This window comes from Enterobacter cloacae complex sp. S2 (assembly GCF_015159675.1).
GTDB lineage: Bacteria > Pseudomonadota > Gammaproteobacteria > Enterobacterales > Enterobacteriaceae > Enterobacter > Enterobacter intestinihominis.
The window spans coordinates 143,673-162,750 of sequence record NZ_JADDTS010000016.1 but is presented as its reverse complement, the minus strand read 5'-3'; the positions used below and the strand labels follow the sequence as shown (position 1 = coordinate 162,750).

The window sequence follows — 19,078 nt, the reverse complement described above, 5'->3', positions numbered from 1 at the left end:
GTGGGGAACCCTCAGCCCACGGGGAGAGGGAACCAAAATCTCGTAGGCCGGGTAAGGCGAAGCCGCCACCCGGCTTTTTACTGTGCCGGAGCCACCGCCGACACCATCCCGCCGGTCATCGTCTGCTGCACCTGCTGTTTATCCATATTTACCGCGCTCAGCTTCCCGTTCACCGTCGGCTTCAGCGGCGCATTCGCCTGCACGCTGCCGCTGGCGGTGAGCTGAATATTGCCGTCGCCCGTAATCGGCAGCGCTGGCCAGCCCCACTGCTGCAAGACGTTGAGTGGTACGCCGCGCCCGTTCACGCTCACGGTGGTTTGTCGCTGTGGCAGCTGTGACACGGTGGCGGTCGCTTCCAGGATCCCTTTCTCGGTAAAGGCGCTCAGGTCGGTAATGTTTACCGTCGCGGCGTTGGCATTCAGCGCCAGCGACGGGCGTCGCACGTCGACGCGGTTAAAGGTTGCTGCCGCCCCGTTCAGGGTTGCGTTACCGCCCCACACGCCCCACTTGTGGTCTTGCGCCAGACGCAGATTAGCGCCATAACCGTCGAGGGAGGTGATCTGCCATGGGAACGCCGGATCGATGTCGATCACCAGGTTGCGGCTCAGGCCGAATTTTTTCAGCGTCACGCTGTTCAGCCATGCCGGGAGCGGATCCATCCACAGCGTTTTCCAGTTTTCCGGAAGCGTATATTCCAGCCCGGCAATGGCAACGTCGTCCAGCACCAGCGCGTTCCCGTCGCGCAGCCAGTTGCCGGAGGTGCGCACCATGCCCCCTTCCCAGCGGGAAGTGAACTGACGCAGCGCAATGCCCTGCGGGGAGAATTCCGCGTTCAGGATAGGGTCAAAAAGATGCAGCGAGCCGTAGATAAATTCGCTGGCGTTCATGGATAACCGTCCCTCCTGGCTTTGCCAGTCCCCTTTACTCAGGGTGAGGTTACGCAGGCTGAGATCGAGGTCGGTTACCGCCCAGTCTGGCCCCTGTAGACGGGCATCGGTCACTTCCAGCCGCCCAATCTGTAACGAAGGCAGGGTGGAGAGAGGAGCGAAGAAATCCAGCAGCGATTTGTCGCTTTGCAGGCGGATCTCATTCAGACGCAGGGTGTCGATAACCCAGCCACCGTCGGCATTACGCTGAGCCGACCCCGTAAGCGAGCCGCGCGCCATATCGGCACCGATGGTATTGAGCACCACCTCTTTGCCGTTGAGTTGTCCCTGAATCAGCACGTTGTTGGCCGGTATGCCGTTGAGCGTGAGCGACCCGGCGCTCATCTGGATTTGCGCATTTTTCCCCAGTACGTTCCCCGCCTCGGGCTGCCACGGGCTGACGCCGCCGGTCACCTTTTGCGCACTGAGATCCCACTCCGTATTCGGGCTGTTAAAGGCCATGTTATTCAGTTGCAGACGGTCGGCCTGGAACGGCAGCGGCGCCGTCTGCGGCGATAAATTCAGCGTGCCATCGAACAGGGTGATGGCATCCATATGCAGCGGGTCGGTGATCTGGCGGCTGCTTAAGCCAATATCCACTTTTTTAGCGACCAGCGTGGCCGGTTTGCCATCTCGTCCGAAGGTAACGTTTTCCAGAAGGATGTGAGAAGGGGATGAAAAGCGGTGATCCATCAGGTCAAAGTTGAGCTCGTAATCGGTATTCACCGTGATCCAGCTGCTGACCTGCGATGCGCCCCAGCGGGTCTGGAGCAGAAAATAAAAGGCGAGCACTACAATGAGCAGGGCTACCAGAAGATAGATAAGCAGCTTTCCAATAAATTTCATGGTCTTCCTTCCCGCGAAACGCACATAAGGGTGTTATGCACGATTTATGCGCAATGCTCAAGGCGGGAATGGTGTAAAGAGATGTCACGGCAGGCATTGACAGCCTGCCGTGTGGGGATCAGTTCTTTTCAGGCGGGAAAATGAGATTCAGCACGATAGCGGTAATACCGCCCGCGGCGATGCCGGAAGAGAGCAGGTTTTTCACCCAGTCCGGGGCAAACTGCAAAATCATCGGCTGCTGGGAGACGCCAAGCCCTACGGCGAGAGACAGCGCAATAATCATGATTGCGCGGCGGTTCAGCGGCTCGCGGGAGACGATACGCACGCCAGAGGCCGCGATAGTACCGAACATCACCAGCGTTGCTCCGCCCAGAACCGGCTCAGGGATGTGCTGCACAAAGCCGCTTACCGCCGGGAACAGGCCGAGGACCACCAGCATCAGCGCCACCACGAAGCCCACGTAGCGGCTGGCCACGCCGGTCAGCTGGATCACGCCGTTGTTCTGGCCGAAGCAGGAGTTCGGGAAGGTGTTGAACACCGCCGAGACAAACGAGTTCAGTCCGTTCGCCAGCACGCCGCCTTTCAGACGTTTCATGTACAGCGGGCCGGAGACCGGCTGCTCGGACACGTCGGAGGTGGCGGTGATATCGCCGATGGTTTCCAGCGAAGTGATCATAAAGACCAGCATCAGCGGCAGGAGCAGACTCCAGTCAATGCCCAGGCCGTAGTAGAGCGGCGTTGGCACGGTAATCAACGCGCTGTTGGTTGGGGTGGTGTTTTCCGGCAGCATGCCCAGCGCCCACGCCAGCAGGTAACCGGCCGCCATGGCGATCACCAGCGATGCCACGCGCAGGTACGGGTTACGCTGGCGGTTAAGCAGAATAATGATCGCCAGCACGACGCCTGCCAGCAGCAGGTTTTTCGGCGCGCCGAAGGTATGGTCGCTCATTGCCGCGTAGCCGCCCCCGATGGAGGTCAGACCCACCTGGATCAGTGACAGGCCGATAATCATCACCACCACGCCGGAGACCAGCGGGGTGATCACCCGGCGCGCCAGATGCAGAACGCGGGAAATGATCATCTCTGTGCAGCTTGCCAGCATCAGGGTGCCGAAAAGCGCCGCCATCATCGTCGGGACATCTGCGCCGCCGGTTTTCAGTGCCGTACCGCCCATGATCAGCGGCGCCACAAAGTTAAAGCTGGTGCCCTGAATCGACAGCAAACCCGAGCCCACCGGACCCCAGGCTTTAATTTGAATGATGGAGGCCACGCCGGAAGCGAACAGAGACATACTGATGATGTGTTGCGTATCCTGCGCCGGTAACCCCAGCGCCTGGCAAATCAGCAGAGCCGGCGTGATGACCGCAACGAACATCGCCAGCAGGTGCTGGCAGGCGGCAAACAGGGTTTGAGGCAGCGGGGGACGATCTTCAAGGCGGTAAATCAGTTCGCTGTTTTGCTTCTGCGCAATCGGTTGCGCATCAGCAGACTCCAGAGTGTTAACAGACATCGGCGGCAATCCCACGGTGGAAAAGCGGGCATTTTAGCTGACCACCTGGTAAAAGCAAACGATTGCCAGCAAAAAAAAGAGAGAAAATCTGCCGGTGTGAGCAGGTTTTCTACAACGAACAGGAAAAAAAAATTACACTTTTCGCGCCGGCGGCTCATGACGAGCATCACCCGGCCCAGGATAACGCCGCGTGTGTATGGAACACGCGCATAACAGGAGCCTTTTATGATTCATCTCGATACGTTGTCGACCCTTGTTGCCGCAACGCTGGTTCTTCTGCTTGGTCGCAAGCTGGTACACAGTGTTTCCTTTCTGAAAAAGTACACCATCCCTGAACCTGTCGCCGGTGGATTGCTGGTGGCGCTGGCCCTGCTGGTGCTGAAAAAAAGCATGGGCTGGGAAATCGATTTTGATATGTCCCTGAAAGATCCGTTGATGCTGGCCTTCTTTGCCACTATCGGCCTGAACGCTAACCTCGCAAGCCTGCGTTCGGGCGGCAAGGTGCTGGGCGTGTTTCTGATTGTTGTGGTGGGCCTGCTGCTGATGCAAAACGCCATCGGCATCGGTATGGCGTCATTGCTGGGGCTGGATCCGCTGATGGGTCTGCTGGCGGGGTCGATTACCCTGTCAGGTGGCCACGGAACGGGCGCGGCGTGGAGCAAGCTGTTCATCGAACGCTATGGCTTTGAAAACGCAACGGAAGTGGCAATGGCCTGCGCGACCTTTGGCCTGGTGCTTGGCGGGCTGATTGGCGGCCCGGTGGCGCGCTATCTGGTGAAACACTCCACCACGCCGGAAGGCAGGCCAGACGATGAAATGGTGCCGACCGCATTTGAAAAACCGGACGTTGGCCGCAGCATCACCTCGCTGGTGATGATTGAAACCATCGCCATGATTGCCATCTGCCTTACCGTGGGCAAAATCGTTGCGCAATGGCTGGCGGGAACGGCTTTCGAACTGCCAACCTTTGTCTGCGTGCTGTTTATCGGGGTGATCCTGAGCAACGGTCTGGCGCAGATGGGCTTCTACCGCGTCTTTGAGCGCGCGGTGTCCGTGCTGGGGAACGTCAGCCTGTCGCTGTTCCTGGCGATGGCGCTGATGAGCCTCAAGCTGTGGGAACTGGCCTCGCTGGCGCTGCCGATGGTGGCGATCCTGGCGGTGCAGGCCGTGTTCATGGCGCTGTATGCCATCTTTGTTACCTGGCGCATGATGGGCAAAAACTATGATGCGGCGGTACTGGCTGCGGGCCACTGTGGGTTTGGTCTGGGAGCGACGCCAACGGCCATCGCGAATATGCAGGCGATCACCGAACGGTTCGGCCCGTCGCACATGGCGTTTCTGGTGGTGCCGATGGTGGGCGCATTCTTCATTGATATCGTCAACGCGCTGGTCATTAAGCTCTACCTGATGCTGCCGATGTTTGGCTGACCGTCAGGCGTTGGAATACCGCTCGGTTTCCGGCATCCAGCGTTCAATTAACGCTGCCGCCTGTTCGGGGTAGCGTTCATGAATATGACGCGCAAGGCGTTGTACTTCGGGGATCATGGCCTGATCGCGCAATAAATCCGCCACTTTAAACTCGGCGTTACCCGTCTGACGCGTGCCCAGCAGTTCGCCCGGGCCGCGGATCTCCAGATCTTTTTGCGCAATGACGAAGCCGTCATTGCTGTCGCGTAATACCTGCAAACGCATCTGCGCGGTTTTCGACAGAGGGGCTTTGTAGAGCAGCACGCAGTGAGAGGCGATCGCGCCACGGCCCACGCGGCCTCGTAGCTGGTGGAGCTGCGCCAGGCCCAGGCGCTCCGGGTTCTCAATAATCATCAGGCTGGAGTTCGGCACGTCCACGCCCACTTCGATGACCGTGGTCGCGATCAGCAAATGCAGCTCGCCCTGTTTGAACGACTGCATCACCGCCTGCTTCTCGGCAGGCTTCATGCGCCCGTGAACCAGACCGACGTTCAGCTCCGGCAGGGCGAGCTTTAACTCTTCCCACGTGGCTTCGGCAGCCTGCGCTTCCAGCAGCTCAGACTCTTCAATCAGGGTACAGACCCAGTAAGCCTGACGTCCTTCGTGGGTGCAGGCGTTGCGCACGCGGTCAATGATGTCGTTGCGGCGCGTGTCCGGAATGGCGACCGTCGTCACCGGCGTACGGCCCGGGGGGAGTTCGTCGATGGTGGAGGTATCCAGATCGGCATAGGCCGTCATCGCCAGGGTGCGCGGAATCGGCGTGGCGGTCATGATCAGCTGATGTGGGTGGAAGCCCTGTTGCAGACCTTTCTCCCACAGCGCCAGACGCTGATGAACACCAAAGCGGTGCTGTTCGTCGATAATCACCAGCGCCAGGCCGTTAAACTGCACCTGTTCCTGGAAAATGGCGTGCGTGCCGACAATCATCTGCACCTGCCCGCTGGCAATGGCTTCCTGCTGCGCAAGGCGCGCTTTGCCCTTCTGCTTCCCGGCCAGCCAGCCCACTTCAATTCCCAGCGGGGCAAACCAGTTCCGGAAATTGTTGGCGTGCTGCTCGGCCAGCAGTTCCGTCGGCGCCATCAGCGCCACCTGCTTACCGTGGGCGATGGCGCGCAAAGCGGCCAGCGCGGCGACCAGCGTTTTACCGGAACCCACGTCGCCCTGCACCAGGCGCATCATTGGCACATCCAGCGCCATATCGCGTTCGATCTCGGCAGTCACCCGCGCCTGGGCGCCGGTGGGTTTAAACGGCAGTGAGGCCAGCAGCTTATCTTTGAGCTCATCACGCTGGCTTAATGGCTGCGCGTGGAAACGCTGCGCACCTGCGCGCAGGGCCAGCATGCTCAGGTTGTGAGCCAGTAATTCCTCAAGGATAAGACGCCGTTGGGCGGGGTGTTTCCCGCTCTCTAAATCAACAAGCTGAAGCGTTGGCGGTGGACGGTGCAGGGTGCGCAACGCCTCCGGCAGGCTCATCATGCCCTGCGCCAGCTCCGGCGGCAGCAGCTCGTTAATGGCGCAGGTATCAAGCAGCTCCAGCGCCTGGTCGGTGAGCTTGCGCAGCGTAGCCTGCTTAATGCCTTCAGTGGTTGGATAGACCGGCGTGAGCGTCTCCTGTAGCTCAGGTGAGCTGAGATCGCCCTGCACGCGGTATTCCGGGTGGATCATCTCCGCGCCGTATTTGCCCCGTTTGGCTTCACCGTACGCAAGTACGCGTCGTCCAGTGGCAAGGCTATTTTTCATCGCCGCATTGAAGTTGAAAAAGCGCATGGTGAGAATGCCGGTGCCGTCGCTGATCTGGCAGGTCATCATCCTGCGTCCGCCAAAGGTGATGTTGCAGTTCAGCACTTCCCCTTCAACGGTGGCGTAAATAGCGGGCAGCAGATCGCCAATCTTATAAAGCTGAGTACGGTCTTCGTAACGCAGGGGGAGGTGGAGCAGGAGATCCTGCACGGTGTGCAGGCCTATCTTCGCCAGTTTACTGCTTTGTGCCGCGCCCACGCCCGTCAGGCTGTTGAGCGGTATGGCGTCCAGCAGGCGGCCTTTCATGATTTACCCCGCGTACTGCATGGTGGACCACCACTCGGCATCGGCTTCTATTTCGCCCTGCGCGTTGACGTGGGGGTAAGGCAATTTCTTCTGCTTCGCAACGCGAGCCAGCACCGGATAGCCACCTTCAAACAGCAGGCGCTGCTGCTCCTCTTCAGGCAGCATGCTGTTGCTGCGCTCGTACATTCCGGCATTCTGACGCTGGCGCTGCGCTTCATACAGGATCAGCGCTGAGGCGACCGACACGTTGAGTGACTGGACCATGCCGATCATTGGAATGATGATGTCCCGATCGGCCAAATCCAGTGCTTCCTGCGTGATCCCCGTTTTCTCCTGGCCCATTAAAATGCAGGTCGGACGGGTGTAGTCGATCTCACGGAAATCCACGGCTTTAGCAGAGAGGTTGGTTGCCAGAACCTGCATGCCACGCCCTTTCAGGTGCGAGACCGCTTCACCAATAGTCTGGTGAGTTTTCACGGATACCCAGCTGTTGCTGCCTGCGGCGGTGGAGGCCATGGTACGCATACGTGCGCCTGGCCAGACGGCGTGGACTTCATGCACGCCGACGGCATCTGCGGTGCGGACGATAGCAGAGACGTTATGAGGTTTATGGACCTGCTCCATGCAGACCGTCAGATCAGGCTGACGCCTGGCGAGCATTTCGCAGATTCGCTCGTAACGTTTTGAATTCATAATGCTAGTTTCGGTTACGGGTGACTTTAATGACATCCGGCATCACGCGGATCTTGCGCATAATATTGGCCAGATGCACGCGGTCACGGGCGGTCAGGCGAATAAAGGCGCTGTAAACGCGGCCATCTTTTTCTTCCGTATTCAGGCTTTGAATGTTGGACGAGGCCGTGTTGATCGCTGCCGTCAGGTTCGCCAGTGCACCCTGGTGGTTGAACATATCCACCTTGATTTCAGTGATAAATTCCTGCGCCGTCTCTTTATCCCACTCGACCGCCATGAACTTCTCTGGCTCTTTCTGATAGCCACGGATGTTACGGCAGGATTCATGGTGGATCACCAGCCCTTTACCTGGGCTGACGTGCGCAATAATCGGGTCGCCCGGGATAGGACGGCAGCATTTGGCGAAGGTGATGAGCACCCCGTCAGCGCCTTTGATCGGCAGGTGACCATGAGTTTGCGTGGTGGCAGGAACGGCTGTCGTTTCGCCTTGTTGCAGATTCTTCGCCACGACCACGCTCATGGCGTTGCCGAGACCAATCTCTGCCAGCAGGTCATCCAGCGAGGCGAGCTTCATACGCTCCAGCTCATGCTGAATGTTTTCTGGTGGGATCTCTGCCAGTTTGCGGCTGCCACCCAGCGCGTGATTGAGCAAACGACGCCCAAGGCTAACGGAGTCGTCGCGCTTGAGGTTTTTCAGCAGCTGGCGGATTTTTGCGCGCGCTTTTGAGCTCACGACAAAGTTCAGCCAGGCGGCGTTAGGACGTGCCCCCGGCGCGGTAATGATCTCCACCGTCTGTCCGCTGAAAAGCGGCTGCGACAGCGGATAAGGCTGCCTGTCGACGCGGGCACCTACGCAGGCATGGCCGATATCGGTATGCACGGCGTAAGCGAAGTCGACCGGTGTCGCGCCCGCAGGCAGTTCGACAATGCGCCCTTCCGGCGTGAAAACGTAAATCTCATCCGGGAAGAGATCGGATTTAACGCTCTCGATAAATTCAAACGAGCTACCTGCGCTCTGTTGCAGCTCCAGCAGGCTCTGCATCCAGCGCTGGGCGCGGATTTGCGCGGTGGTACTGCTTTCGCCGCCGTGCTCTTTATAAGCCCAGTGCGCCGCGACACCCATCTCCGCCATCTGATCCATATCTTCGGTACGAATCTGCACCTCAACAGGGACACCGTGCGGGCCAATCATGGAGGTGTGCAAAGACTGGTATCCGTTCGCTTTTGGAATGGCGATGTAATCTTTGACGCGCCCCGGACGCGGCTTGTACAGGCTGTGCATCTGCCCCAGCACGCGATAACAGGTGTCTGAATCGTGGACGATGACGCGGAACGCGTAGATATCCATGATCGAGTGAAAACGCTGCTCTTTAAGCACCATTTTGCAGTAGATAGAGTACAAATGCTTTTCGCGACCGCTCACGCGGCACGGAATGCCCGCTTCCTGCAAACGCCCTTCGATTTCAGAGAGGATCTTTTGAATCATCTCTTTACGGTTACCGCGAGCGGCTTTCACCACCTCTTTAATCACGCGATAGCGGTTCGGGTACAACGCCTCAAAACCCAGCTCTTCCAGCTCGGTTTTAATGTGATGAATACCTAAACGGTGCGCCAGCGGACTGTAAATTTCGAGGGTTTCACGGGCGATGCGGCGACGTTTATCCGGGCGAAGTGAGCCCAGCGTGCGCATATTGTGGGTGCGGTCAGCCAGTTTGATGAGAATGACGCGGATATCCTGCACCATCGCCATGATCATCTTGCGGAAGTTTTCGGCCTGTGCCTCTTTCTTATCGCGGAATTTCAGCTTATCAAGCTTAGAGACCCCTTCCACCAGCTCGGCAACGCTTTTGCCAAACAGCTGTTCCATGTCCTGGTAGGTGGCAGGGGTATCTTCAATCACGTCATGCAGCAGGGCGGCCATGAGCGTTTCGTAGTCGAGTTTCATCTCGGCCAGAATACAGGCCACCGCTACCGGGTGCGTGATATAGGGTTCACCGCTTGAACGTGTCTGGCCCTCGTGAGCGTCACGTGCAACGAGATACGCCTGCTGAAGACGCTTAATCTGGTCTTCAGGCAGGTAGGTTTGAATCAGTTGATTCAGGCTTTCAAACAGATACAAGGGCGACCCGCAGGTTTAATTAACGACGACCTTCAGCAATGGCGGTTACGGCCTGCAGTTCTGCGGCTTCCTGCTCTTGCTGCTCCTGGCGCTCACGCACGTCGAGGATCTGGTTGTTGATCAGACCTTCTTCGATTTCGCGAAGTGCAATAACGGTGGTTTTATCGTTTTCTTCCGGTACCAGCGGATCTTTACCGCCTACCTGCATCTGACGAGCGCGACGCGCGGCGACCAGTACCAGGTCAAAACGGTTACCAATTTTCTCTACAGCGTCCTGAACAGTTACGCGTGCCATACTTAAAATGCTCCACAGGTGAAGAAATGACTGGGCATGATACTGAAAGTGGGTTCAGTCTGCCAACAGTTTGGTGATTAATGCGTCATGTCGCTGCTTCTGGCGGCTCATACGCAGACGTTCTGCGCGAAGGATAGTTTTGAGATCGCTCAGCGCGGCATCAAAATCATCATTCACAATAAGGTAATCGTATTCCGCGTAATGGCTCATTTCTGCAACAGCCTGTGCCATACGCTTCGCGATAACTTCTTCGCTATCCTGGCCGCGACCACGCAGGCGACGATCCAGTTCATCTTTCGATGGCGGTAGAATAAAAATACTGCGCGAATCAGGCATTTTCTTACGAATTTGCTGCGCGCCCTGCCAGTCGATATCCAGGAACACGTTCACGCCGGTCGCCAGAACCTGCTCAATGGTTTCACGCGAAGTACCGTAGTAGTTACCGAATACTTCTGCGTGTTCAAGAAACGCGTCTCTGCCAATCATCGCTCTGAATTCGTCGTGATTCACAAAGAAATAGTGTTCACCGTGCACCTCACCCGGACGCGGTGCTCGCGTGGTGTGAGAAACAGAAACCTGCGTATCGTACAACGGTTGGGTTTTTAACAGTGCCTGAATAAGGCTGGATTTACCCGCGCCACTAGGGGCAGAAACAATATAAAGCGTGCCTTGAGCCATGAGAGTCTTTTGTATGTGTTAACGAAGAAGTCCTACATACGGGCTTATTATACACGTCGCCGCTGTGTGACGTAGCCTTTGTCACACTTTTTCCCGTGGATGATTAAATTTTGCGTGCCGTTTTCAGGTTTTGTCTGCGGTTTGCAGCAACAAAAAGAAACGCTGGATAACGCCTCGTAAAGCGTAACGTTGCCATTCGCGTCGTTTTCAATACCGGGTTATACCTCCTCCAACGCAAAGGAGGGGTAATAATGTGGCGATGGATAAGCGGGTTTGCGCTGTTGTGGTGTAGCACCGGGTTAGCGGTATGCCCGGTATGGTCGCAGGCAAAAGCAGAAAAGGAAATTGTAGCGCTGAGCGCGCAGATCAAACGCTGGGACGATGCTTACTGGAAGCAGGGAGTCAGTGACGTTGATGACGGGGTTTACGATCAGCTTAACGCGCGGTTGAACCAGTGGCAGCGCTGCTTTGGTCATGTCTCTTCCGAAGAGAGACCGCCACCTCTGACAGGTAGTGTGACACACCCGGTTGCGCATACGGGCGTGCATAAGGTTGCCAGTAAAGCTGAGCTCAGCCAGTGGATGCGAGCCCGGCAACATCTCTGGATGCAGCCCAAAGTGGATGGCGTGGCTGTGACGCTGGTGTACCAGGGCGGGAAGCTTGTCCGGGCCATTAGCCGTGGCAACGGTGTGAAAGGTGAAGACTGGACGGCGCAGGTTCGATCAATCCCCTCTGTTCCGCAAAACCTGTCCGGCCCCCTGGCAAATAGCGTCTTACAGGGTGAACTGTTCTGGATTCATGAAAACCACATCCAGCGTCAGATGGGGGGGATGAACATGCGGGCAAAAGTGGCGGGCGCCATGATGCGTCATAACGATAGCGCACTTCTCAGGCAGCTCGGCGTGTTTATCTGGGCCTGGCCGGATGGACCTAAAGAGATGCAGGTATCTCTGGATGCGTTGTCAAAAGCCGGGTTCACCCTGACGGCGCGTTATACGCTGTCCGCCGCGTCTGTGAATGCGGTCGAAGCGCAGCGTTCAGCGTGGCATACAACAGCATTGCCCTTTGCCACGGACGGCATTGTGGTGCGTTCAGCGGATGAACCCGCGGGCGACGGTTGGTTACCCGGTGAAGGCCGTTGGGTTGTCGCATGGAAATATACGCCTGTCGCTCAGGTTGCTGAAGTACGAGGGATACAGTTTGGCGTCGGGCGAACGGGCAAGGTGTCCGTTGTAGCCGAACTGGATCCAGTAAAGCTTGATGATAAACAGGTGCGGCGGGTGAGCCTGGGGTCGGTCACACGCTGGCAGCGGCTGGATATTGTTCCCGGCGATCAGGTTCTGATAAGCCTCGCCGGGCAGGGGATCCCCCGATTCGATCGAGTTGTCTGGCGGGGAGCGAACAGGGAAAAACCAGAACCTCCGGCCCTGCAGTACCACTCGCTGACCTGTTTTTATGCCTCACCAGCGTGTATGGAACAGTTCTTTGCCCGGTTGACGTGGCTTAGCTCAAAACAAGGGCTAGGGATCGAGGGGTTAGGCGAGGCGGGCTGGCGAACGCTTCATCAGACGCATCGTTTCGAGCATATTTTTTCGTGGTTAACACTGACGCAGGCGCAGCTACAGTCCACGCCTGGCTTTTCCGCCGGGCGCGGGTTATCGCTCTGGCATCGTTTTAATATTGTGCGCAAACAACCTTTTATTCGCTGGGTCACAGCGATGGGGATCCCGCTGACAAAAGCCACGCTGAATGCGGTTGGGGCGGCGTCGTGGCAGGCGCTGAATCAGCGGAGCGCCGCTGACTGGCAGGCTTTGCCGGGAACAGGTGAAGAGAAGGCGCAGCAGGTCGTTAACTGGCTGCATGCGCCTCCCGTTGATAGGCTGGCAAGGTGGCTGGCTGAGCAGCACATTAACGGGTTCTGACATTAATGCGCGTTGTGCTTGTAATGAAAAACGGGCAGGCCCAGCTTCAGGCGCAATGCCAGCATACGCGCGGTGAAACCAAACAGCAGCGTGGAGATAACCACCACATCGTGGTTGGTGACATAGTGCTGCAAGGCGACATAAAGCACTGCCGCGGCAAAGGAGATGCCGGCGTACAGTTCCTTCTGGAAAACCAGCGGGATACGTTTGCAGAACATATCGCGCAGCACCCCGCCAAACACGCCCGTGATCACCGCCGCAATGGTGGCGATAACCGGGCCTTCACCCATATCGAGAGCAATTTGTGCGCCAATGATGGAAAAAACAATCAGCCCAAGCGCATCCAGCACCAGGAACAAGCGGCGCAGATGAGGCATCACCGGGGCTACAATCGTGGTTAACACGGCTGCCGTTGCCACGATAATGACGTACTCAGGGTTTTTAACCCAGCCGAGCGGATAATGGCCAAGCAGGATATCGCGCACGGACCCGCCGCCGAGCGCAGTGGCCGTGGCAATAATGATCACGCCGAAGGTGTCCATTCGGCGACGTCCGGCGGCAAGCGCGCCGGTCATGGCTTCAGCGGTAATGCCAATAAGATAGAGAATGTGAAGCAGCATAAACCCTCCGGAATGAAGTGGAGGAGGTTAGCGATTTGTGCGCAAGATCACGATTGAGATTTTCTAAGGCGAGGGGGTTTGCCCTAAAGGAATTTATCAACGCATGCCAGGCGGGCTTGTGATAAGGCGGGAGGCAAAGAAAGTAAGGATAAATAAGGATTAGAAAAAGTAATGGGTGATGTGCCAGACACCACCCTGAAAGGTATTACTCGATATTCTGGATCTGCTCGCGCATCTGCTCAATCAGGACCTTCAGTTCAATCGCTGAATTGGTCACCTCTGCATTGATAGACTTAGACGCCAGCGTGTTCGACTCGCGGTTGAACTCCTGCATCATAAAGTCGAGACGGCGGCCTACCGCTTCTTTCTTCTTCAGGATGTTATAGGTCTCTTTAACGTGCGCTTCCAGACGATCCAGCTCTTCAGCCACGTCCACACGCTGCGCCATCAGCACCAGCTCTTGTTCCAGACGGTTGTTTTCCAGTTGGACTTCCGCCTCTTCCAGTTTGGCGACAAGTCGCTCACGCTGCCATTGCAGCACTTCTGGCATATGCGCGCGCACTTTAGCCACTTCGGCGCTCACGCCTTCAAGGCGTTGCTCAATCATCGCTTTCAGCGCCTGGCCTTCGGTTTCGCGGGCAACGATAAAGTCATCCAGCGTGCCGTCGAGTGCAGCCAGGATTTCAGCGGTAATCGCGTCCAGATCCTGCTCTCCGGCGGCCATCACGCCAGGCCAGCGCAGAATATCAACCGGGTTGATCTCGCCTTCATCGCTTTGCATTTTGACCCAGTTCGCCGCATTAACCAGCTGTTTTGCCAGCTTTTCGTTCAGGATCAGTTCGCCCTGGGCACTGGCATCGGGCTCAAAACGCAAATTACATTCCACTTTCCCGCGGGTCAGACGCGTACGGATACGCTCACGCACCACGGGCTCCAGGCTGCGCAACTGTTCCGGCATACGGAAATATGTTTCCAGATAGCGCTGGTTTACCGAGCGCATTTCCCAGGTAGCGCTACCCCAGCTACCCTTGATTTCACGCCGGGCGTAGGCGGTCATACTGCGGATCATAGACATTCCCGTTTTTAAAGGAGAGATGGGGGGATTATAGCTTTCAGGGGCTTCTCAGGATAGGAATAAGCGTCCTTTATCCGTATAATGCGCAGCCACATTCGTTTCAAGCCGGAGAATCCATCATGCGTCCAGCAGGTCGTAGCACCAACCAGGTGCGTCCCGTCACCCTGACCCGTAACTATACAAAACACGCTGAAGGCTCCGTGCTGGTTGAGTTTGGTGACACCAAAGTGCTTTGCACCGCGTCCATCGAAGAGGGCGTGCCTCGCTTCCTGAAAGGTCAGGGGCAGGGGTGGATCACCGCGGAATACGGTATGTTGCCGCGCGCAACCCATACCCGTAATGCCCGTGAAGCGGCAAAAGGTAAGCAGGGCGGCCGTACTATGGAGATCCAGCGCCTGATCGCACGTGCGCTCCGCGCCGCGGTTGACTTAAAAACGCTGGGTGAGTTCACCATCACGCTGGACTGCGACGTGATCCAGGCCGATGGCGGCACGCGTACGGCCTCCATTACCGGTGCTTGTGTGGCGCTGGCAGATGCGCTGAACAAGCTGGTTGCCGCCGGTAAGCTGAAAACCAACCCAATGAAAGGGATGGTTGCTGCTGTCTCCGTTGGTATTGTTAACGGCGAAGCGCTTTGCGATCTGGAATACGTTGAAGATTCTGCCGCAGAAACCGACATGAACGTGGTGATGACCGAAGATGGTCGCATCATTGAAGTGCAGGGCACGGCAGAAGGCGAGCCATTCACTCACGAAGAACTGCTCACCTTGCTGGCGTTGGCCCGAGGGGGTATTGAATCTATTGTAGCGACGCAGAAAGCGGCGTTAGAAAATTGATTTTAAGGCGACCAATGAGTCGCCTTTTTTTTGCCTGTAAGACTGAAAAGACAAAGGAGCAAATCCATGAAATCGTATCAGCGCCAGTTTATTGAGTTTGCGCTTAACAAGCAGGTACTTAAGTTTGGCGAGTTCACGCTGAAATCCGGGCGTAAAAGCCCGTATTTCTTCAACGCCGGGCTGTTTAATACCGGGCGCGACCTGGCACTGTTAGGCCGCTTCTATGCCGAAGCGCTGGTGGATTCCGGGATTGATTTCGATCTGCTGTTTGGCCCCGCGTACAAAGGCATTCCAATTGCAACCACCACGGCGGTGGCGCTGGCGGAGCACCATGACCGCGACGTACCGTACTGCTTTAACCGTAAAGAGGCCAAAACCCACGGTGAAGGCGGCAATCTGGTAGGCAGTGCGTTGCAGGGCCGCGTGATGCTGGTAGATGACGTGATCACCGCAGGCACCGCGATCCGTGAATCGATGGAAATTATCCAGGCTAACGGTGCAACGCTTGCGGGTGTGCTGATTTCGCTCGATCGTCAGGAGCGTGGGCGTGGCGACATCTCTGCTATTCAGGAAGTGGAACGCGATTATGGCTGCAAAGTGATCTCTATCATCACGCTGACAGACCTGATTGCATATCTGGAAGAGAAGCCTGAAATGGCGGATCACTTGGCGGCGGTACGTCAATACCGCGAAGAGTTTGGCGTATAATTCAATTGCCCGGTGGCGCTACGCTTACCGGGCCTACCTGTTCGTAGGCCGGATAAGGCGAAGCCGCCATCCGGCGATGGCGTTACTGTAATTGTGCTGCTACTAACGGCCAGCGGGCGTCAAAATCGTCCGTTGGTCGATATTTAAACTCGCTGCGCACAAACCGGGAGAGCATCCCTTCGCAAAATGCCAGGATCTGGCTTGCCAGCAGCGTCTCATCCGTATTATATCCCTCACCTTCCCGCATTTTCTTCTCGCGCAGAACCTGACGAAGCTGGGCTTCGATACGCTCAAAAAGCTGGTTTATACGGCCTTGCAGACGATCCTGTTCAAACATCAGCGCGTGGCCGGTAAGAATACGGGTCAGACCCGGGTTACGTTCACCAAAGCCCAGAATCAGCAGCACAATCAGACGCAGACGCGTGCTGGTGTCTTTTTCATCCTTCAGAATCAGGTTGATGCGCGTGATCAGGCTATCTTCGATAAACTCGATCAGGCTGTCGAACATCCGGGTTTTGCTCGGGAAATGACGATACAGCGCCGCCTCTGACACGCCCACAGAGGCCGCCAGCTTGGCGGTGGTGATGCGTTGACTGCCGTCGCTGGATTCAAGCATCAGAGCCAGAGATTGAAGTATTTCTTCGCGACGATTCCTTTTCGCGGTTTGTTTTTCTGCCATGTTACAAAATACCCCTGAAAATAAGCACTTGTCAGGCTGGCAACCACACAGCGACCCGCAAACTGACGTTTGCGGTTTGTTATTGCATTATGGCGCTGTGAGATGCGTGTTTGTCGGGCGGTTATTTGCGCCCGGAATGGCCGAAGCCGCCTTCGCCACGGTCGGTAGCGTCGAAGTCTGCCACCAGGTTAAATTCTGCCTGCACCACCGGTACAAACACCATCTGCGCGATACGCTCGCCCGGTTCAATGGTGAAGCTGTCCTGGCCACGGTTCCAGACGGATACCATCAGCTGACCCTGATAGTCAGAGTCGATCAGGCCGACCAGGTTACCCAGTACGACGCCATGCTTATGGCCCAGGCCAGAGCGCGGCAGGATCACCGCTGCCAGTGACGGGTCAGCAATGTGAATCGCCAGCCCGGTCGGGATCAGGGTCGTTGCACCCGGCGCCAGTTCTACGGCGTCATCGAGACAGGCGCGCAGGTCAAGACCGGCAGAGCCGGAGGTGGCATACGTTGGCAGCGGAAATTGCTCGCCAACGCGCGGGTCCAGAATCTTAACGTCGATTTTTTTCATCATAACGGGTAACGATCTCGTCCAGTAATTGTTGGCCCAGGAGTTCTTTGCGCTCAAGCGGTAAGACTTTATCTCCATCCTGCCAGAAAAGGTGCAATGCGTTGCTGTCGCTGTTAAATCCTTGCGTGGACAGCGATACGTCGTTCGCGCAAATCAAATCGAGGTTTTTGCGGGTACGTTTTTGCCGGGCATATTCTTCCACATTATTCGTTTCTGCGGCAAACCCAACAACGTAAGGACGATGAGTTTTCAATGCGGCGACACCGGCAACGATATCCGGGTTCTTCACCATTTTTATTGTTAATTCATCACCTTGCTTTTTAATTTTGGCGTCGGCAATGGTTTCGGCGCGGTAATCAGCGACGGCCGCACAGCCGATAAAAATATGCTGCTGTTGAGCAAGCGCCTGTACGGCGGCTTCCATTTCCAGCGCGGTAGTTACATCAATACGCCGCACAAACGCAGGGGTGGTAAGCGACACCGGGCCGCTCACCAGCGTCACGTTCGCGCCGCGTTTGGCTGCCGCGGCAGCAATTGCAAAGCCCATTTTGCCGGAGCTGTGGTTGGTGATGTATCGCACCGGATCCAGCGGCTCGCGCGTGGGGCCCGCGGTAATCATGATGTTGAGATGTTGCAGATCGTTGACAGGCGAGAAATGGGCGGCGGCCATATCAACAATCGTCAATGGGTCGAGCATACGCCCTGGCCCCACGTCGCCACAGGCCTGGCTGCCGCTCTCCGGTCCCCAAATTAGCAGGCCGCGCGAGGCCAGCGTATCCAGATTATGCTGGGTAGCGGCGTTGCGATACATCTGCTGGTTCATTGCGGGTACAACCGCGACGGGCGCAGGCGTGGCGAGGCAAATGGTCGTTACCAGATCGTTCGCCATCCCGGCCGCCACGCGGGCAATTACATCTGCCGTGGCGGGGGCAAGGATAACCAGATCGGCCCATTTCCCCAGCTCAATATGGCCCATTGCGGCTTCGGCTGCCGGGTCGAGAAGGCTGTCGGATACCGGGTATCCCGAGACGGCTTGCAGGCTCAGCGGGGTGATAAAGGCTTTGCCGCCTTCGGTGATCGCGACCCGTACGTCGGCCCCGCGCTCGCGCAAACGGCGCACCAGGTCTGGCGTTTTATAGGCAGCAATACCGCCGCTGACGCCAAGAACGATTTTTTTACCGGCCAGGCTCATCATGATTCTTTCCTGTTGGGTTTCACCAGAGAGCGGGCATTTTATCACAATCCCTAAAACGGGGTGATGATGTCCTTAATTCACTTTGCGAGGCGCTACGCAAGAACGAAACGCCAGCGTCGAGCCCCGAATTTGCCTGTGGCAGCATAATGGCAAACAGAAGGAGGCCGGGCATGGAAGAGACTGAACTGCTGCTACCGCGTGAAAAAATGCTGCGCCATGGCGTCACGTTGTTAAAGGACGACGAGCTGCTGGCGCTCTTTTTACGCACAGGCACGCCGGGGAAAACGGTATTTACGCTGGCGAAAGAGCTGATAGAGCATTTCGGCTCACTGTATGGATTGTTGACCGCCGAGCTGGAGGCGTTTACGCACGTTGAGGGTATTGGCGTGGCGAAATATGCCCAGTTACGGGGCATTGCCGAGCTGGCCCGGAGATTTTACAACGTGCGTATGGAGGAAGAAGACCCGATCCTCACCCCCGACATGACCCGCGAATTTCTGCAAAGCCAGCTTTCCGATCTGGAGCGGGAGATCTTTATGGTGATCTTTCTCGACAATAAAAACCGGGTACTGAAACATACCCGCCTTTTTTCGGGAACATTGAGCCACGTTGAGGTGCATCCGCGTGAAATTGTGCGGGAAGCGATAAAAGTGAATGCAGCCGGCGTGATCCTCGCGCATAATCACCCCTCTGGCTGTGCAGAACCAAGCAGAGCTGACAAAGCAATTACCGAACGTATTATCAAATGCTGTCAATTCATGGACATTCGTGTGCTGGACCATCTGATAATTGGCCGCGGAGAGTACATTTCTTTTGCCGAACGTGGCTGGATTTAGGCCTTTTCTCGCGATCCATCGGGATCTTTGTCTGTTCGGGACTTGAGCAC

17 protein-coding genes are annotated in these 19,078 nt (G+C 56.8%); 5 read left to right on the top strand and 12 right to left on the bottom strand.

Translation table 11 applies throughout. From position 1 onward, the window contains the following. Positions 1–77: 77 nt before the first annotated feature. Together IPZ49_RS08995 and xanP are read right to left on the bottom strand one after the other, a co-directional pair. Complete coding sequence (locus tag IPZ49_RS08995) at positions 78–1,772, bottom strand: AsmA family protein (protein ID WP_063147155.1); 1,695 nt, start codon at positions 1,770–1,772, stop codon at positions 78–80. Between the two features lie 118 nt (positions 1,773–1,890). Further along, complete coding sequence (gene xanP / locus IPZ49_RS08990) at positions 1,891–3,282, bottom strand: xanthine/proton symporter XanP (protein ID WP_015570053.1); 1,392 nt, start codon at positions 3,280–3,282, stop codon at positions 1,891–1,893. Between the two features lie 225 nt (positions 3,283–3,507). Between xanP and gltS the strand changes: the two genes are divergently transcribed. Then, positions 3,508–4,710 (top strand): sodium/glutamate symporter, encoded by a 1,203-nt coding sequence (gene gltS / locus IPZ49_RS08985; RefSeq protein ID WP_006812438.1) that lies wholly within the window; start codon positions 3,508–3,510, stop codon positions 4,708–4,710. Between the two features lie 3 nt (positions 4,711–4,713). On the opposite strand, the gene recG is transcribed toward gltS, so the two are convergent. From recG to gmk, 5 genes are read right to left on the bottom strand one after another with little or no spacing between them, the layout of a single operon-like run. Then, positions 4,714–6,795, bottom strand: a complete 2,082-nt coding sequence (recG, locus tag IPZ49_RS08980) for an ATP-dependent DNA helicase RecG (RefSeq protein WP_033486998.1) — start codon at positions 6,793–6,795, stop codon at positions 4,714–4,716. Positions 6,796–6,798: 3 nt separating this feature from the next. Then, positions 6,799–7,488: a tRNA (guanosine(18)-2'-O)-methyltransferase TrmH gene (gene trmH, locus IPZ49_RS08975; protein WP_003860922.1), complete on the bottom strand. Its 690-nt coding sequence runs from the start codon at positions 7,486–7,488 to the stop codon at positions 6,799–6,801. A gap of 4 nt (positions 7,489–7,492) precedes the next feature. Further along, a complete protein-coding gene (gene spoT, locus IPZ49_RS08970) occupies positions 7,493–9,607 on the bottom strand; it encodes a bifunctional GTP diphosphokinase/guanosine-3',5'-bis pyrophosphate 3'-pyrophosphohydrolase (protein WP_033486997.1) in 2,115 nt (704 codons plus the stop codon). A gap of 19 nt (positions 9,608–9,626) precedes the next feature. Continuing rightward, a complete protein-coding gene (gene rpoZ, locus IPZ49_RS08965; protein WP_000135058.1) occupies positions 9,627–9,902 on the bottom strand; it encodes a DNA-directed RNA polymerase subunit omega in 276 nt (91 codons plus the stop codon). A 54-nt stretch (positions 9,903–9,956) separates the two neighbouring features. After that, a complete protein-coding gene (gene gmk / locus IPZ49_RS08960; protein ID WP_006177710.1) occupies positions 9,957–10,580 on the bottom strand; it encodes a guanylate kinase in 624 nt (207 codons plus the stop codon). 251 nt (positions 10,581–10,831) lie between these two features. Between gmk and ligB the strand changes: the two genes are divergently transcribed. Further along, positions 10,832–12,502: an NAD-dependent DNA ligase LigB gene (ligB, locus tag IPZ49_RS08955; RefSeq protein ID WP_063147158.1), complete on the top strand. Its 1,671-nt coding sequence runs from the start codon at positions 10,832–10,834 to the stop codon at positions 12,500–12,502. 2 nt (positions 12,503–12,504) lie between these two features. Here ligB and IPZ49_RS08950 read toward each other — a convergent pair whose 3' ends face one another. Both IPZ49_RS08950 and IPZ49_RS08945 read right to left on the bottom strand, forming a co-directional pair. Beyond that, a complete protein-coding gene (locus IPZ49_RS08950; protein WP_023299016.1) occupies positions 12,505–13,122 on the bottom strand; it encodes a trimeric intracellular cation channel family protein in 618 nt (205 codons plus the stop codon). 205 nt (positions 13,123–13,327) lie between these two features. Next, positions 13,328–14,191: a YicC/YloC family endoribonuclease gene (locus IPZ49_RS08945; protein ID WP_063147159.1), complete on the bottom strand. Its 864-nt coding sequence runs from the start codon at positions 14,189–14,191 to the stop codon at positions 13,328–13,330. A 125-nt stretch (positions 14,192–14,316) separates the two neighbouring features. Here IPZ49_RS08945 and rph point away from each other — a divergent pair, with 125 nt between their 5' ends. Then, complete coding sequence (rph, locus tag IPZ49_RS08940; protein ID WP_023305205.1) at positions 14,317–15,033, top strand: ribonuclease PH; 717 nt, start codon at positions 14,317–14,319, stop codon at positions 15,031–15,033. A 66-nt stretch (positions 15,034–15,099) separates the two neighbouring features. Further along, positions 15,100–15,741 (top strand): orotate phosphoribosyltransferase, encoded by a 642-nt coding sequence (pyrE, locus tag IPZ49_RS08935; protein WP_032622050.1) that lies wholly within the window; start codon positions 15,100–15,102, stop codon positions 15,739–15,741. Between the two features lie 82 nt (positions 15,742–15,823). Here the strand turns inward: pyrE and slmA are convergent, their stop codons facing one another. From slmA to coaBC, 3 genes are all read right to left on the bottom strand, one after another. Next, on the bottom strand, positions 15,824–16,420 hold the full coding sequence (gene slmA, locus IPZ49_RS08930) for a nucleoid occlusion factor SlmA (protein WP_003860901.1): 597 nt from the start codon (positions 16,418–16,420) through the stop codon (positions 15,824–15,826). 121 nt (positions 16,421–16,541) lie between these two features. Next, positions 16,542–17,000, bottom strand: a complete 459-nt coding sequence (gene dut, locus IPZ49_RS08925) for a dUTP diphosphatase (RefSeq protein WP_015570042.1) — start codon at positions 16,998–17,000, stop codon at positions 16,542–16,544. Further along, on the bottom strand, positions 16,978–18,189 hold the full coding sequence (gene coaBC, locus IPZ49_RS08920) for a bifunctional phosphopantothenoylcysteine decarboxylase/phosphopantothenate--cysteine ligase CoaBC (protein ID WP_113788080.1): 1,212 nt from the start codon (positions 18,187–18,189) through the stop codon (positions 16,978–16,980). The genes dut and coaBC overlap by 23 nt, the downstream gene beginning before the upstream one ends. A gap of 173 nt (positions 18,190–18,362) precedes the next feature. On the opposite strand from coaBC, the gene radC reads away from it, so the two are divergent. Continuing rightward, positions 18,363–19,028 (top strand): DNA repair protein RadC, encoded by a 666-nt coding sequence (gene radC, locus IPZ49_RS08915; RefSeq protein WP_022646621.1) that lies wholly within the window; start codon positions 18,363–18,365, stop codon positions 19,026–19,028. The last annotated feature ends 50 nt before the right edge of the window (positions 19,029–19,078 follow it).

What these genes read in the sequence shown, in the direction of transcription:
- IPZ49_RS08995 (WP_063147155.1), bottom strand. Translation starts at nt 1,772, where the DNA reads ATGAAATTTATTGGAAAGCTGCTTATCTATCTTCTGGTAGCCCTGCTC.
- slmA (WP_003860901.1), bottom strand. Translation starts at nt 16,420, where the DNA reads ATGGCAGAAAAACAAACCGCGAAAAGGAATCGTCGCGAAGAAATACTT.
- rpoZ (WP_000135058.1), bottom strand. Translation starts at nt 9,902, where the DNA reads ATGGCACGCGTAACTGTTCAGGACGCTGTAGAGAAAATTGGTAACCGT.
- dut (WP_015570042.1), bottom strand. Translation starts at nt 17,000, where the DNA reads ATGATGAAAAAAATCGACGTTAAGATTCTGGACCCGCGCGTTGGCGAG.
- gmk (WP_006177710.1), bottom strand. Translation starts at nt 10,580, where the DNA reads ATGGCTCAAGGCACGCTTTATATTGTTTCTGCCCCTAGTGGCGCGGGT.
- rph (WP_023305205.1), top strand. Translation starts at nt 14,317, where the DNA reads ATGCGTCCAGCAGGTCGTAGCACCAACCAGGTGCGTCCCGTCACCCTG.
- gltS (WP_006812438.1), top strand. Translation starts at nt 3,508, where the DNA reads ATGATTCATCTCGATACGTTGTCGACCCTTGTTGCCGCAACGCTGGTT.
- trmH (WP_003860922.1), bottom strand. Translation starts at nt 7,488, where the DNA reads ATGAATTCAAAACGTTACGAGCGAATCTGCGAAATGCTCGCCAGGCGT.
- radC (WP_022646621.1), top strand. Translation starts at nt 18,363, where the DNA reads ATGGAAGAGACTGAACTGCTGCTACCGCGTGAAAAAATGCTGCGCCAT.
- IPZ49_RS08945 (WP_063147159.1), bottom strand. Translation starts at nt 14,191, where the DNA reads ATGATCCGCAGTATGACCGCCTACGCCCGGCGTGAAATCAAGGGTAGC.
- recG (WP_033486998.1), bottom strand. Translation starts at nt 6,795, where the DNA reads ATGAAAGGCCGCCTGCTGGACGCCATACCGCTCAACAGCCTGACGGGC.
- ligB (WP_063147158.1), top strand. Translation starts at nt 10,832, where the DNA reads ATGTGGCGATGGATAAGCGGGTTTGCGCTGTTGTGGTGTAGCACCGGG.
- pyrE (WP_032622050.1), top strand. Translation starts at nt 15,100, where the DNA reads ATGAAATCGTATCAGCGCCAGTTTATTGAGTTTGCGCTTAACAAGCAG.
- xanP (WP_015570053.1), bottom strand. Translation starts at nt 3,282, where the DNA reads ATGTCTGTTAACACTCTGGAGTCTGCTGATGCGCAACCGATTGCGCAG.
- coaBC (WP_113788080.1), bottom strand. Translation starts at nt 18,189, where the DNA reads ATGAGCCTGGCCGGTAAAAAAATCGTTCTTGGCGTCAGCGGCGGTATT.
- IPZ49_RS08950 (WP_023299016.1), bottom strand. Translation starts at nt 13,122, where the DNA reads ATGCTGCTTCACATTCTCTATCTTATTGGCATTACCGCTGAAGCCATG.